15 protein-coding genes are annotated in these 12,908 nt (G+C 66.4%); 4 read left to right on the forward strand and 11 right to left on the reverse strand.

Translation table 11 applies throughout. The features are described from left to right. Positions 1-562: 562 nt before the first annotated feature. Together QM789_RS17590 and QM789_RS17595 are read right to left on the reverse strand one after the other, a co-directional pair. Positions 563-907: a hypothetical protein gene (locus tag QM789_RS17590; protein WP_420353122.1), complete on the reverse strand. Its 345-nt coding sequence runs from the start codon at positions 905-907 to the stop codon at positions 563-565. A 199-nt stretch (positions 908-1,106) separates the two neighbouring features. Further along, entirely contained in the window at positions 1,107-1,313 is a 207-nt protein-coding gene (locus tag QM789_RS17595; RefSeq protein ID WP_420353123.1) for a hypothetical protein, read from the reverse strand. A 408-nt stretch (positions 1,314-1,721) separates the two neighbouring features. Here QM789_RS17595 and QM789_RS17600 point away from each other — a divergent pair, with 408 nt between their 5' ends. Beyond that, positions 1,722-1,907, forward strand: a complete 186-nt coding sequence (locus QM789_RS17600) for a hypothetical protein (protein WP_420353124.1) — start codon at positions 1,722-1,724, stop codon at positions 1,905-1,907. A 14-nt stretch (positions 1,908-1,921) separates the two neighbouring features. Next, the gene (locus QM789_RS17605) at positions 1,922-2,572 is read left to right on the forward strand and encodes an ATP-binding cassette domain-containing protein (RefSeq protein ID WP_420353341.1); all 651 of its coding nucleotides are present in this window, start codon (positions 1,922-1,924) and stop codon (positions 2,570-2,572) included. Between the two features lie 96 nt (positions 2,573-2,668). Here the strand turns inward: QM789_RS17605 and QM789_RS17610 are convergent, their stop codons facing one another. From QM789_RS17610 to QM789_RS17625, 4 genes are read right to left on the reverse strand one after another with little or no spacing between them, the layout of a single operon-like run. Continuing rightward, the gene (locus tag QM789_RS17610) at positions 2,669-3,778 is read right to left on the reverse strand and encodes a hypothetical protein (protein ID WP_420353125.1); all 1,110 of its coding nucleotides are present in this window, start codon (positions 3,776-3,778) and stop codon (positions 2,669-2,671) included. A gap of 48 nt (positions 3,779-3,826) precedes the next feature. Beyond that, entirely contained in the window at positions 3,827-5,593 is a 1,767-nt protein-coding gene (locus QM789_RS17615) for a sensor histidine kinase (protein WP_420353126.1), read from the reverse strand. Further along, a complete protein-coding gene (locus QM789_RS17620; protein ID WP_420353127.1) occupies positions 5,590-6,147 on the reverse strand; it encodes an RNA polymerase sigma factor in 558 nt (185 codons plus the stop codon). Before QM789_RS17620 ends, QM789_RS17615 begins: the two co-directional genes overlap by 4 nt. Further along, on the reverse strand, positions 6,144-6,302 hold the full coding sequence (locus QM789_RS17625) for a NepR family anti-sigma factor (RefSeq protein WP_420353128.1): 159 nt from the start codon (positions 6,300-6,302) through the stop codon (positions 6,144-6,146). The genes QM789_RS17620 and QM789_RS17625 overlap by 4 nt, the downstream gene beginning before the upstream one ends. An 85-nt stretch (positions 6,303-6,387) precedes the next feature. On the opposite strand from QM789_RS17625, the gene QM789_RS17630 reads away from it, so the two are divergent. Then, positions 6,388-7,182, forward strand: a complete 795-nt coding sequence (locus QM789_RS17630) for a response regulator (RefSeq protein ID WP_420353129.1) — start codon at positions 6,388-6,390, stop codon at positions 7,180-7,182. 146 nt (positions 7,183-7,328) lie between these two features. Further along, on the forward strand, positions 7,329-7,817 hold the full coding sequence (locus QM789_RS17635; RefSeq protein WP_420353130.1) for a hypothetical protein: 489 nt from the start codon (positions 7,329-7,331) through the stop codon (positions 7,815-7,817). A gap of 39 nt (positions 7,818-7,856) precedes the next feature. Here the strand turns inward: QM789_RS17635 and leuB are convergent, their stop codons facing one another. From leuB to leuC, 5 genes are all read right to left on the reverse strand, one after another. Beyond that, entirely contained in the window at positions 7,857-8,963 is a 1,107-nt protein-coding gene (gene leuB / locus QM789_RS17640) for a 3-isopropylmalate dehydrogenase (protein ID WP_420353131.1), read from the reverse strand. 67 nt (positions 8,964-9,030) lie between these two features. Next, complete coding sequence (locus QM789_RS17645) at positions 9,031-9,975, reverse strand: endonuclease/exonuclease/phosphatase family protein (RefSeq protein ID WP_420353132.1); 945 nt, start codon at positions 9,973-9,975, stop codon at positions 9,031-9,033. Positions 9,976-10,005: 30 nt separating this feature from the next. Next, entirely contained in the window at positions 10,006-10,611 is a 606-nt protein-coding gene (gene leuD / locus QM789_RS17650) for a 3-isopropylmalate dehydratase small subunit (RefSeq protein WP_420353133.1), read from the reverse strand. Next, positions 10,611-11,135: an HdeD family acid-resistance protein gene (locus QM789_RS17655; RefSeq protein WP_420353134.1), complete on the reverse strand. Its 525-nt coding sequence runs from the start codon at positions 11,133-11,135 to the stop codon at positions 10,611-10,613. Before QM789_RS17655 ends, leuD begins: the two co-directional genes overlap by 1 nt. A gap of 54 nt (positions 11,136-11,189) precedes the next feature. Then, positions 11,190-12,614, reverse strand: a complete 1,425-nt coding sequence (gene leuC, locus QM789_RS17660) for a 3-isopropylmalate dehydratase large subunit (RefSeq protein WP_420353135.1) — start codon at positions 12,612-12,614, stop codon at positions 11,190-11,192. Positions 12,615-12,908 lie beyond the last annotated feature (294 nt).

The following is a 12,908-nucleotide window of genomic DNA, read 5'->3' on the forward strand; positions in this document are numbered from 1 at the left end:
GCGCGAGCGGATCGTCGAGCGCAGGGTATCGGCGGAACTCGACGTTTCGCGCACACCGGTGTGCGCGGCGCCGAAGCTGCTCCAGGCGGACGGGCTCATGCAACAAGGGCGCGCGGGTGACCGACCGAGGCGCTGGACCTGTTCGAGGTGATCGCCACTCAGGCTCCGACGGAAGCGATGGGTCGGCTGGAGGGATCCTGTTCCACGATCACCGCTCGCAGATCGCCCCCTATTTCGAAGCCAATTCGGCGGCGCATGACCTGATCGTTCGGGCCTGCGGCGATCCGGCTCGGGCATCCCATCATGCAGATGGCGCGGCGGGGCCGCTCTATGGCGATCATGAGCCCGGGAACGCTGGGCGCGGTGGGCGATGCAGGCCCTGCGGGCGCCGATCTGGACGACGCATCTACGGCATACGGGCCGGACGCTGGCCGAGCGAAACGGAAGGCCAGGATCACGCCCCCACCCTTTGCCAAAGCCGCGCCGTGGCGATGACCCCGGCAGGCTCCACCCCGGCCATCACAAACCACCATCCGCACATTCGCGGCAGAGTCCGAATGTATCACGATGCCGTAGCCGTCGATGACCGGGCGCAGGTTCGGCGCCTCCGGGTCAGGCATCCACCGGCCCGCCTTCGGCGATGGTTCCGGTGGCCGCGCGCCCCCGCAGTGGGAGCCCAGCCGAAGACCGTCCGCGCGTCCAGAACGAATTCCATCCCCGCCCGGCGGTGCGCCAAGGCGGATCTGGTGTCGGGGCAAAGCGCGATCCGCGCACCGGCTGCGGCCAGCGCGCCGAAACCCGCATTGCCGATCGGCGCATGTGCCAACACCATGCGGTTGCGGCCAAGCCGCGCCATCACATCGCGCGCATCGGCCAAGGTCGCCGCGCCCAGCGCGGGGTCATGCACGAAGCGCCCCCATCCGATCAGCGCCCAGGTCCACCGCCGCGCGCCAGCGCATCGGGCCTGCGGGAATAGTCGATGATCATCGTCGCGCCCGCCATCGGCATTTCCATCACGCCAGGCCGGGCTCACTTCCTCCGACAGCCAGTGCCCCGTCGGCACGCCGGGGCGAAGCCCAGATCCTCGACCATTCCGCGCACGATCATCAGCGACGAATGGTGTGGCCGTTCACCAGTCCGGGAATGACCGGCGCGCCCCGACCGTCGCACCTCACCGTGGCCTCGGGCGGCATGCCATGCGGCCGGATCCGGGCGATCAACCCGGCGCGCAGTTCCAGATCGACAACCGGGCCGAACAGCGGATCGCCGGAAAGAAGGCGGATGTTTTGCGGACGGAATCCCATTTCCGGCATGGAACTGCGCTCCACTTCAGCAATGCGCGCGTTTACGCACTCAGGAATTCGCCCATTCCGGGATCCTTCCGGATGCGGCGGGCGCGCTCCTTGTCGTTGCCGTCCACTCTCGCAATGCAGGTAAAATAGAGGGAAACCAACCCTGCCCAGCCCCACATGGCCCGCTTCACCCGCCGCTCCCTGCTCAAGGTACCGGCCCTTGCGGCCGACACTCTCGCCCGGCCGCAGATCCTGCGCGGGGCCGATGCGGGCGAACTGGTCGTGGGCTGCGCCCCGATGCGGTGCATATGGACGAATTATGTACAGCCCCGGGCGGACCGTGGCCTGTAACTGGCCTCCTGGACCGATCTCCGGACGCCTGCGGCGAAGGGCCGGGTGTCCATTCCGTCGCTCCAGAACACCGGAGGCATGTGGGCGCTGTTCGTCGCGGGAATGCTGGCCACCGGCGAGCCCTTCTCCGAAGCGCAATACGAAGTGGATGCCGCCTTCGGCAAGCTGGGCGAGCTGAAGCCGAAGATGCCCGCCGGGATGACGGGCCAGGCCGACAGCCGCCTCTGGACGTGGTGGCGGCGCGCAAGGCCCTCCGGGGCGTGACCGTCATGGACGGGATGAACCTCCGGATGGGCAGAGGCGAGTTGGTCCCGCTCCCGGGCCCGTCCGGCGGCGGCAAGACCAAGCTGATGGCGGCGGATGACGGGTCGGTGAGCAACATTTCCGCCCTGCCGCCGCACCGGCGCAATGTCTCGGTGGTGTTTCAGAACTACGCGCTGTTCCCGCATCTGACCGTGGCCGGGAACCTCGCCTTCGGCCTGCGCGCGCGGGGACGGACAAAGGCCGACACAGCGGCACCCGTCGCGGAGGTGCTGTCGCTGGTGCGGATGGAGCAATTCGCCGATCCGTCTGAGCGCGATTTCATCAGCTCCACCGCCACGCCCTGCTGGCCCGGAGGCGCGGCTGGCGGTTTCCTTCGTGGTCAAGCGCCGAACTGTCGATCGGCGACGGCGATGCGCGCAACGAACCGACCTGCGAGATCCGCGAGGTGGTTCCCCACGTTCCGGATCCCTGCATGGAGACCCATTTCACCTGTGGCCAGAGCCGCCCTGGAGCGTGTTGCGAAACGCAATCCGGCGCTGAGCGCGCATGCCGCCGGTGTGCTTGTGCAGGCGGCGGAGAGGATCCGCTGCTCGCCTGGGTGCCGGTCGTCATCGAGGACAACATTCCTGCCCGCGCCTTCCCGCCAATTCATGCCTGCGCCGTAGCCCTGCGGCGGCAGGCGGATGTCGTCAGTCCGGGCGAGGTGATCGCCCGACCAGCCCTCTCCGGATGACGCAAACGCCGAACCGGCCCGGGGAACGCTAAAGCGGCCGCAGCAGGGGCGATACGGTTTCTTGCAGGGTCTTGCGCCACTCCGCCGCCCCTGCCCCGGCGGCGATGCCCGGTATCCAGTGCTGCGCCAGACGCTGCCGCAGCGCCGCGACACCATCCGACGCCCGGAGGTAAAGCGAAACCCCAGCATCCACCCGCAATCCCCAGAGGTCCAGATCCGCCGATCCGCCGATCGCCAGCTGATCATCGAAAACCGAGACATTCGTGCAGCCGCCCGACGCAAGGCCAAGCAGAAAGCGCGGCCCGAAACTCCGGCCAAGCAGCCTGACACCCTGAACCGCCCGCCGACCTTCGGGCGGGCCCGGCAGGATCAGGATCAGGTTCAGGTCGGGGGCGACACCGGCCCGGCGCGCAAGATGTTCCGCGAAGGCCGGGCTGTCGAACCGCTGCGTCTCGATATAGATCAGACGCGCGGCGCGGCGGATCAGCATGTGATGGGCGGATTCGATTTCATTCGCGATGGTCTTTGGCCCGAGCAGCGAACCGATCCCATGCGCGGGACGCGACAGGGTGCGCAACAACCGGCGCGCCGGTGCCGCCTCTGCCGTCCCGGCACAGATCTGCGCATGGCTGGCCAGGAAATTCACCCCCTCGGCAACCACCGGGCCATGCGCGATCATCGTCAGATCCCGCGCCGCGCCCGGAACCAGCCCCTGCCGCGCGACGAACAGCACCTTGTCATCCACCGCGGCGACATTCATCCGGCAGGACGGATGGCCCCCCGGCCGCCCCGATGCCTGAAGCGACAGCGCGCCCCGGCGCCGACGGGCCTGCGGTTCCGCATCGACCCGTTGCATCAGCGCCGCCAGCATCCCCGCCCGGCCGGCATCCCCGAGCGTGAGGGAGACCGAAACCCCGCGCACCAATGTGTGCAGGATCAGGTCGAACCAACTCCGCCCGATCCGCCGCCCGCGTGGCGAGACGAGTGGCAGATCCGGGTCGAAATCCGTCAGCGCGGCCCGGATCTGGCCGCGCGCATCCAGAACAGCTTCCTCAAGCACGGCCAGACCGGCGGCGCGCTCGGTGAAACAGTCGATGCGGCCACGGGCGATGATCCCGGCTTTCTTCATTCGTTCCATGATGACCGCCTGCCCGACAGAGCGGCGGCGCGCCCCGTGGTATCGTCATCAGGCACTCTCTGCCTCCTCATGACGCAACTCACCCTCCTTCAGCGACCGGATATCGAACTCGACCACCACGGCATAGGTTCCCGCCGAGGTATCGACACGAAGCACCCCGCCCAATTGTTGAACGAAAGCGTTGAGCAATTGCGAACCGAGACCCGTTTCCCCCGCGCCCGCCGCGGTCGCATCCCGATGCGGACCCGAAGCCGCCAGGCTGTTGCGGATCTCAAGCCGCGCCCGCCCCTCGGAAAGACGGTTCAGCCCGATCGCAAGCGCGGGCGTTCCGGTATCGGCCGAGGCGTATTTCACCGCATTCGTCATCGCCTCCGTCAGCAGCAGCGACAGGGGCACCGCCTGATCCGGTGTCAACTGGATCGGCTCGATCGAAACTTCGGTCAGGATCTTGCGGTCGGGGCCGGTGGTCGCCCGCATGAGCTGGCGCACGATGTCGCGGATCAGTTCGTTCGCGTTGATATCGGTCAGCCCCGAGGTCATGTAGAGCCCGCGATGCACGGTGGCGAGGCCGATCACCCGCTCCTGCAACCCCTTCAGCATCGCCTTCGTCTCGGGCGTCCGGGCGCGGCGGACCTGCATGTTGATGATCGAGGCGATCAGTTGCAGGTTGTTCTTGACCCGGTGGTGGACCTCGCGCAGCAAGACCTCCTTGTGATGGATGGTGTCCTCCAGTTCGGCCTCGTCGTGCAGGATGGTTTCGGTCATCTTTTCATAGGTTTCGGCAAGATCGCGGATCTCGCGCGGGGCGCCCTCCACGCCCAGGTCGGCCACGATGCGGTTCCCCGAGGCAAAGCTGCGCAGCGCCCGCCCGAGCCGCTTCACATAACCGGTCACCATCTTCTGCGTCGCGAAATAGGCCACGAACAGCGAGGCCGCCCACATCAGCGCGGGCACGAGGCTCGGCGGGAAGCGCGCCGCCGGCCCGAACGGCAGCGGTTCATCCGCGGGCCAGCTGCCGAGGGCATAAAGCTGATCGGGGATCAGATCGACGACGGAATAGATCCGCGGCTGGCCGCTCACCGATTGCGCCATGAAGGTGCGCGCCAGACGGCCATGGAAACTGTTCAAAGGCGTCACGGGCACCTGTTTCGCGCCCTCCTCCATCCCGCCCGAAGCGGTCAGGATCGTGCCGTTGCGGTCGAAGGTGAGAATGGCAAGCGGCTTGTCGCTGTCCGAGGCATGCAGGCGCGGCGCCTCGCCCAGCCGCACGATCCCGTCATGCGGCAGCGACATCCCGACGATTCCGATCCTTTGCCCGTCCTTGTCCCGCACCGGATAGGAAATCGTCAGCACCGATGTTTCCGACACATAGCCCAGTTCGGAAACCGCATAGGCGGGGCCGTCCTCGCGGATCAGAGCCTCGAACCGGGGGGATCCGGCGACATTCAACACCTTCCCCTCGGACGAGCAGGTCAGCAGGCCGTCCGTCCGGGCAAAGCCCACGAAAGACGCGTGGGGATTGGCCGCCTTCGCATCGCGCATCACCGCATTGCAGGTTCGCGGATCGGCGGCGATCATCGGCAGGCGGAAAGCCAGAAGCCGGGTCTCGGCCTCGGCCTGCTGGATCAGCCGCGTGGTCACCGACACGGCGCGCAGGGTCTCGCCCATCAGGGCGGCTTCGGAACGGGCCTGCGCCTCGCGGGCCATCGAGCGCGACTGCACCACCGAAAGCAGGAGGAGCGGAAACAGCGCGATCGCGAGCACCAGCGCCAGCCGCGCCCCCAGCCGGTCGAACAACGCCCAGATGCGCGTCATGCGGCGGCAATGCCCGTGCGCCCGATGACGGCGAGCGCATTCGCATCCTCGGTCACAAGCTCCTCGCCATCCTCAAGCTGCAACAATTCGGCCAGCCGCGCGCGCGCCCGGTTCGCGCGGCTTTTCACCGTGCCCACGGCGACCCCCATCATCGCCGCCGCTTCGTCATAGGCAAAGCCCGATGCGCCGACCAGCACCAGCACCTCGCGATGCTCCGGCGACAGCCGGTCGAAGGCGCGCAGGAAATCGCTCATCGCCAGCCGCCCGTCATGCGCGGGCTTCTCGCTCAGCCGGGCGGCATGAACGCCTTCGGGGTCCGGCACCTCGCGCTTGCGCTTGCGCCGGTCGGAATAAAAAGTGTTGCGCAGGATGGTGAACAGCCAGGCGCGCAGGTTCGTGCCGGGCTGGAACCGGTCGATATTGCTCCAGGCCTTGACGATGGTGTCCTGCACCAGATCATCGGCCGCCGCCGGATCGCGCGTCAGCGACATCGCAAAGGCCCGCAACGCGGGCAGATGGCCGGGGAGTTCGTCGCGCGGGTCGCATCCCGTCATGTCCGCCGCTCCTTTTCCCGCAATTGCTCCAGAAGCAGGCGAAAACGATCCGGAACCTCTTCCTTCAGCGCATCCTCATAGGCGCGCCTCAGGTTTTCGTTGATCTGCTCCCGGAGGTTTGCCTGTGCCCTGTCTTCTTGCGACTCTTCCAACATGTTACCGGTCCCGCTGCCTCTTCGGGAACCTAACGCCGCGTTCCGCGTTGGGTTCCACGAAAAGAACCGGACCGGGGGAGAATACATGGTTGCCGATCTTGCAGGATCCATCGGGGCGAACCTGCCCTATCTGCGGCGCTACGCGCGGGCCCTCACGGGGTCGCAGGACACGGGCGACCGCTTCGCTTCGGCGACGCTGGAGGCGATCCTCGTCGATCCCTCGGGGTTCGAGGCGGCGGATCCGAAACTCGCGCTGTTCGAGGCGTTCCACCTCGTCTGGCGTTCGGCCGGGGCGCCGCTGGGCGAGCCCGACGATACGCTCTCGGCCCGCGCACAGGCGCATATGGCCGGGCTGACGCCCAACACGCGCGAGGCCCTGCTTCTGCACACGATCGAGGGGTTCCCCTTCTCGGATGTCGCGCGGATCATGCAGGTCGAGGAGGCGGAGGCGGGCGCACTTGTCGATATCGCGCTGCGCGAGATGGAGGTTTCCGTCGCCGGGAAGGTCATGGTGATCGAGGACGAGGCGATTATCGCGCTCGACATCCGCTCGATCGTCGAGGAGATGGGCCACCGCGTCACCGGCATCGCCCGCACCCGGGCCGAGGCGGTGGCGCTGGCGGCGGGTGAAAAGCCGGACCTGATCCTCGCGGACATCCAGCTTGCCGACAATTCCTCGGGCATCGACGCGGTGAACGACATTCTGGAGCAGTTCGAGGATCTGCCCGTGGTCTTCATCACTGCCTTCCCGGAACGGCTGCTCACCGGCGAGCGTCCGGAGCCCGCCTTCCTGATCACGAAGCCCTATACGGAGACGCAGGTGCAATCCGCGGTCAGCCAGGCGATGTTCTTCGCCTCGACCGAGACCCTCGCCGCCTGACCCCGATGCCCCGGCCAGGCGCCGGGGTATTTTCCTGAAAACAAAAGGATTTTTTGGCATCAGGGAACCCATGCCGCCCGCCCGCGTTGTCATTGCGGATCGCGGAACCACAGTCCCGCGACATGCGATCAACGATGGAGGACCACATGATCCGCACCCTGATCCTTGCCGGCGTTTCGGCGCTCGGCCTGTCCGCCGCCGCCTTTGCCGATGTGAAGGTGCAGGAAATCGACGTCGACGCCGATCTGACCGCGATCAACAATCCCGAGGCGGCCGCCGTCTTCGCCAACCTGCCCGCCGATCTCGAAGCCGCGATCTCCGCGCGCCTTGCGCCGGATCATCTGGTGACGGAGGGCGGATCGAAGATCAACATCGACATCGACGAAGTGGAACTGGCCAGCACCTGGGCGAACCTTGCCGACCTGTCTCAGTCGAAGCTGAAAGGGGTGGTCAACGTGACGTCGGACACCAATAATACGAAATTCGACAATTACACCCTGACGATCGCCTATCCGGATGCTGTGGCCTTCGTGCCGAAGGGCGCCGATGCGGGCGAACTGACCAAGGATGCGCCGGTCTACTATCAGGCGCTGATCAATGCTTTCGCCGATTATGTCGTCACCCATCTGAAATGACGGCAGCGGCGCGGGGGCAGCCCCCCCGCGCCCTTGATCTTACAGGCTCGCGTCGAGCGCGGCGATGATCCTGTCGCCCATTTCGCTGGTCGTGACCGGCACGCCGCCTTCGGGGCCCATCAGGTCGGCGGTGCGCACACCATCGGCCAGCACCTTCTCGACCGCCTTTTCCAGACGATCCGCCTCGCTGCCCTGATCGAAGCTGTAGCGCAGCGCCATGGCAAAGCTCAGCACGCAGGCGATCGGGTTCGCCTTGCCCTGCCCCGCAATATCCGGCGCCGACCCGTGAACGGGTTCATAAAGCGCCTTCGGACGGCCATTCGCCATCGGCGCACCAAGGCTGGCCGAGGGCAGCATCCCCAGCGATCCGGTCAGCATCGCCGCGCAATCCGACAGGATGTCGCCGAACAGGTTGTCGGTCACGATGACGTCGAACTGCTTCGGGTTGCGGACCAGCTGCATCGCGCAGTTGTCGGCATACATATGGCTCAGCGCGACATCCGGATATTCCGCATCGCGGACCTTCGTCACCACCTCGCGCCAGAGTACGCCCGATTCCATCACATTGGCCTTTTCGACCGAACAGACCTTGTTGCCCCGGCGCCGCGCCAGTTCAAAGGCCGAACGCGCGACGCGGACGATCTGGCTTTCGGTATAGCGTTGGGTGTTGATGCCCACGCGCTCGCCGCCTTCGGTGAAGATGCCGCGCGGCTCGCCGAAATAGACGCCCGAGGTGAGTTCGCGCACGATCATGATGTCGAGCCCCGCCACCACGTCCTTCTTCAGCGAGGAGAAATCCGCCAGCGCATCGAAGCACTGCGCCGGGCGCAGGTTGGAATAGAGGTCCATCTCCTTGCGCAGCCGCAAAAGGCCCCGCTCGGGCTTCAGCGCGAAATCGAGATCGTCATATTGCGGCCCGCCGACGGCGCCCAGCAGGACGGCATCCACCGCCTGCGCCTTTGCCATCGCGGCATCGGTCAGCGGCGTGCCATGGGCGTCATAGGAACAGCCGCCCACGAGGTCTTCGGACACGTCAAAGGCCAGGCCGCGCTTGTCGCCATACCAGCCGATGATCTTTTTCACCTCGGCCATGACCTCGGGGCCGATGCCGTCGCCAGCGAGGATGAGAAGGGAAGGGTTGGCCATGCGTATTTCCTCCGGATGGGTCGCGATTGGCGTAGCCAAAGGGGCAGGCGGGGTCAAGCGCAGCCCATCAGGGCAGGGAAATATCGACCCAGACGATATGATGCCGCGACCCGCCCAGCGGCCCGATTCCGGCGCCGGTGACGGTCAGATCCGGCGAGGGCAGGACGTAATCCGTGCGCAGCGCGCCGGGCGGCTTGCCGTAATCCACCGTATCGCGGCCGGGCAGGGGATCGCGCACCCGCGACAGGAGCGTGGTGAGCGCCGCGCGATCCCCCGCGCCCTTGTCCGGATCCAGGTTCATCTGCCCCAGCACGACAAACGGCCCCGGCGCGGGTTTGACCGGCAGCGCGCCGTCCAGATACCGCAGCCAGAAGGCCGTTTCGTCATGGTTGCGCGCGATGTTGCGCGGCTCGAACGCCGGAGGGGTCGCGGCATGGGCGAGCAGGTGCAGCGGGCCGGAGGCCGTCAGCACCGGCACATCCCAATGCGCGGTGGTCGAAAGACGCTGGATCTTCAGCACCTCGGGCGGCTGACCCGCCACCTGCGCCCCCGGCAGATCGGCCCAGAGGAAGGCCGAGAAATCCCGCGCTTCGCCAAGCGGCAGGCGCGACAGCAGCGCCATCCCGCCTTCGCCCGCGAACCGGCCATAGCCCTGCGCATCCCGCGCCTGACCCATGCGGCCATTGCCATCCAGATCGAGCCCCGTCGCCATGCCGGTATTCGGCCGGGGCGCATAGCGGTGGGGATAATCCGGACCCAGCCGCGCCGCAAAGGCCGCGAGCGCCACCCCCTGATAATCCCAGTCAAACCCGGTCAGCAGCAGGACATCGGGGTGAACCGCGTCGATCGCCTGCACCGCGGCGGCGATCTGCTTGTCCCGCCCGCCCTCGATATCGCGCAGCAGAAGGCCGGGGCCGGAACGGGTCAGATCCGCGGACCAGACCGCCACGCGCAGCGTTTCGGCCTGCGCGGCAAAAGGGAGGAACAGGAGAAGGGCCAGAACTCTCATCATGAAAAAGGCCGCCCGAAGGCGGCCTTTGCATCAGACCCAGGGCCGCGACTGCGCGGCGGTGGCCTCGAAACTGTCGATCGCGGAAACCTTCTCCAGCGTCAGGCCGATGTCGTCGAGACCGTTCAGCAGGCAGTGCTTCTTGAACGGGTCGATCTCGAACGGGATCTTCTGCCCGTCGGAGGTGGTGATCTCCTGCGCCTCCAGATCCACGGTCATCCGCGCATTGGCGCCGCGCTCGGCATCCTTCATCAGGATATCGACCTGCTCCTGCGGCAGCTTGATCGGCAGCATCCCGTTCTTGAAGCAGTTGTTATAGAAGATATCGGCGAAGGAGGTGGAGATCACCGCCTTGATCCCGAAATCCGCCAGCGCCCAGGGCGCATGTTCGCGCGACGAGCCGCAGCCGAAATTGTCGCCCGCGACGATGATCTCCGCCTTGCGATACTGCGGCTTGTTCAGCACGAAATCCGGGTTTTCATTGCCGTTTTCATCATAGCGCATTTCATCGAAGGCATGCACGCCCAGACCCGAACGCTTGATCGTCTTCAGGAACTGCTTCGGGATGATCATGTCGGTGTCGATATTGACCAGCGGCATCGGCGCCGCGATCCCGGTCAGGGTGGTGAATTTGTCCATCAGAATTTTCCGGTTTTCCTGAGCGCAAGGCCCAGCGAGAGAAGGGTTGTGCCGATCACGACCAGTTCGATCGCGAACAACGTGCCGAGCAGGACGAGGCTGGCCTCCGGCAGGCGGAACATGACGAAAAGCCCCAGCCCCGCAGAGATCAAGCCCGACAGGATCATCATCCAGAACATGTCGGTGCCGCGGAACTGCGTGAGCGCAAGGTAAAGCCGCACGATCCCCGAAGCGAGGGCCAGCGCGCCGATCACCAGCGTCAGCGAAATCATCGCCGGAAGCGGCTGCGCCAGCATCCAGACGCCGACGATCAGGTCGACCAGGCTGAAGAAGCCCGACCAGCCGCGATGCGGCATGTCCTTGTCGGAAAACGCCGCCCAGAGCCCGAGCGCGCCCGAAATCAGGAACGCCCAGCCGACGAAAACGGTAACGGCGAATGAGGCCGGCAACGGAAAGACCAGCGCCGCGAACCCGCCCAGAAGGGCAAGCACCCCCGAGATGATCAGAACAGTCGTGCCTTTCATGGCTTTTCTCCTGCGTTGACGGTTTGGCGCAGGTTACGCCAAACCGTGGGGAGGTCACGCGAATTCGGGAGACCCGATCAGTTCGCGCACATCCGTCAGGTGGCCGGTCACCGCCGCCGCCGCCGCCATCGCCGGGCTGACGAGGTGGGTGCGGCCGTTGCGCCCCTGCCGCCCCTCGAAGTTGCGGTTCGAGGTCGAGGCGCAGCGCTCGCCCGGGGACAGCTGATCCGGGTTCATCGCAAGGCACATCGAGCAGCCCGCCAGACGCCATTCCAGCCCGGCATCGGTGAAGATCTTGTCGAGACCCTCTTCCTCGGCCTGCAACCGCACCAGGCCCGAGCCCGGCACCACCATGCCGCGCACGCCCGGCGCGATGTGGCGGCCCTTGAGGATCTCGGCCGCGGCGCGCAGATCCTCGATCCGGCCGTTGGTGCAGGAGCCGATGAACACCGCGTCGATCTTGATGTCGGTGAGCTTCATCCCCGGCGTCAGGTCCATGTATTCGAGCGAGCGGCGCGCGGCCTCGACCTTGCCGCCGGTGAAATCCTCGGGCGCGGGGACGACGCCGGTGATCGGCAGCACATCCTCGGGCGAGGTGCCCCAGGTCACGACCGGCTCGATATCCTCGCCACGGATCGTCACCACCTTGTCGAAATGCGCGCCTTCGTCGGTGAAGAGCGTCTTCCACCAGGTCACCGCGGCCTCCCATTGCGCACCCTTCGGCGCATGGGGGCGGCCCTTGACATATTCAAAGGTGGTTTCGTCGGGCGCGATCAGGCCCGCGCGCGCGCCGCCCTCGATCGCCATGTTGCACACCGTCATCCGGCCTTCCATCGACAGCGCGCGGATCGCCTCGCCGCAATATTCGATGACATAGCCGGTGCCGCCCGCCGTGCCGGTCTTGCCGATCACCGCAAGCGTGATGTCCTTCGCGGTGACGCCCGGGCGCAGCTGGCCGGTGATCTCCACCTTCATGTTCTTCGATTTCTTCTGGATCAGCGTCTGCGTCGCCAGAACGTGCTCCACCTCGGAGGTGCCGATGCCATGCGCCAGCGCGCCAAAGGCGCCATGCGTCGCGGTGTGGCTGTCGCCGCAGACCACGGTCATCCCGGGCAGGGTCCAGCCCTGTTCCGGCCCGACGATATGCACGATGCCCTGACGGATATCGCTCACCGGATAGTAGTTCACGCCGAATTCCCGGGCGTTCCTGTCGAGTGCCTCGACCTGAATCCGGGATTCCTCGTTGTCGATGTGATCCTCGCGGCCCTCGGTGGTGGGAACGTTGTGATCGGGCACGGCGATGGTGCGTTCCGGCGCGCGCACCTTGCGGCCCGCCATCCGCAGGCCCTCGAAGGCCTGCGGGCTCGTCACCTCATGGACGAGGTGGCGGTCGATATACAGCAGGCAGGTGCCGTCCTCATCGCGCGAGACGACATGCGCGTCCCAGATCTTGTCGTAAAGCGTTTTCGGAGCAGACATGGCTCTCTCTCTCGATGGCTCTGAAAGGGGATCCGGCCTTGGCCGGGCATCATGGGGCACGGGCCCCGCACAACGTCAAAGTCGGGCGAGGGCGGAGCGGCTTTCGCCGATGAAGCGTTCCGACAGCCGGACGCGTTCAACGATATCGAACACCATGGTCATATGCCGGATATAGGCCGCGCGCCGATTTCGCGCAAGATTTGTTCGCGGCAGCGCTGCTGACCTACTGCGCGCCGCCCTTGACATTCGGCGCGTGGTCGCGCAAGCGGGCGGATCGCTTGTGGCTGTGCGGTT

This window comes from Paenirhodobacter sp., assembly GCF_047600745.1.
Taxonomy (GTDB): Bacteria; Pseudomonadota; Alphaproteobacteria; order Rhodobacterales; family Rhodobacteraceae; genus Rhodobacter.

Excerpts from the sequence above, each read along its gene's own strand:
- QM789_RS17595 (WP_420353123.1), bottom strand. The coding sequence starts at position 1,313 with ATGCCGGAAATGGGATTCCGTCCGCAAAACATCCGCCTTCTTTCCGGC.
- QM789_RS17600 (WP_420353124.1), top strand. The coding sequence starts at position 1,722 with ATGTGGGCGCTGTTCGTCGCGGGAATGCTGGCCACCGGCGAGCCCTTC.
- QM789_RS17605 (WP_420353341.1), top strand. The coding sequence starts at position 1,922 with ATGAACCTCCGGATGGGCAGAGGCGAGTTGGTCCCGCTCCCGGGCCCG.
- QM789_RS17610 (WP_420353125.1), bottom strand. The coding sequence starts at position 3,778 with ATGGAACGAATGAAGAAAGCCGGGATCATCGCCCGTGGCCGCATCGAC.
- QM789_RS17615 (WP_420353126.1), bottom strand. The coding sequence starts at position 5,593 with ATGACGCGCATCTGGGCGTTGTTCGACCGGCTGGGGGCGCGGCTGGCG.
- QM789_RS17620 (WP_420353127.1), bottom strand. The coding sequence starts at position 6,147 with ATGACGGGATGCGACCCGCGCGACGAACTCCCCGGCCATCTGCCCGCG.
- QM789_RS17625 (WP_420353128.1), bottom strand. The coding sequence starts at position 6,302 with ATGTTGGAAGAGTCGCAAGAAGACAGGGCACAGGCAAACCTCCGGGAG.
- QM789_RS17630 (WP_420353129.1), top strand. The coding sequence starts at position 6,388 with ATGGTTGCCGATCTTGCAGGATCCATCGGGGCGAACCTGCCCTATCTG.
- QM789_RS17635 (WP_420353130.1), top strand. The coding sequence starts at position 7,329 with ATGATCCGCACCCTGATCCTTGCCGGCGTTTCGGCGCTCGGCCTGTCC.
- leuB (WP_420353131.1), bottom strand. The coding sequence starts at position 8,963 with ATGGCCAACCCTTCCCTTCTCATCCTCGCTGGCGACGGCATCGGCCCC.
- QM789_RS17645 (WP_420353132.1), bottom strand. The coding sequence starts at position 9,975 with ATGATGAGAGTTCTGGCCCTTCTCCTGTTCCTCCCTTTTGCCGCGCAG.
- leuD (WP_420353133.1), bottom strand. The coding sequence starts at position 10,611 with ATGGACAAATTCACCACCCTGACCGGGATCGCGGCGCCGATGCCGCTG.
- QM789_RS17655 (WP_420353134.1), bottom strand. The coding sequence starts at position 11,135 with ATGAAAGGCACGACTGTTCTGATCATCTCGGGGGTGCTTGCCCTTCTG.
- leuC (WP_420353135.1), bottom strand. The coding sequence starts at position 12,614 with ATGTCTGCTCCGAAAACGCTTTACGACAAGATCTGGGACGCGCATGTC.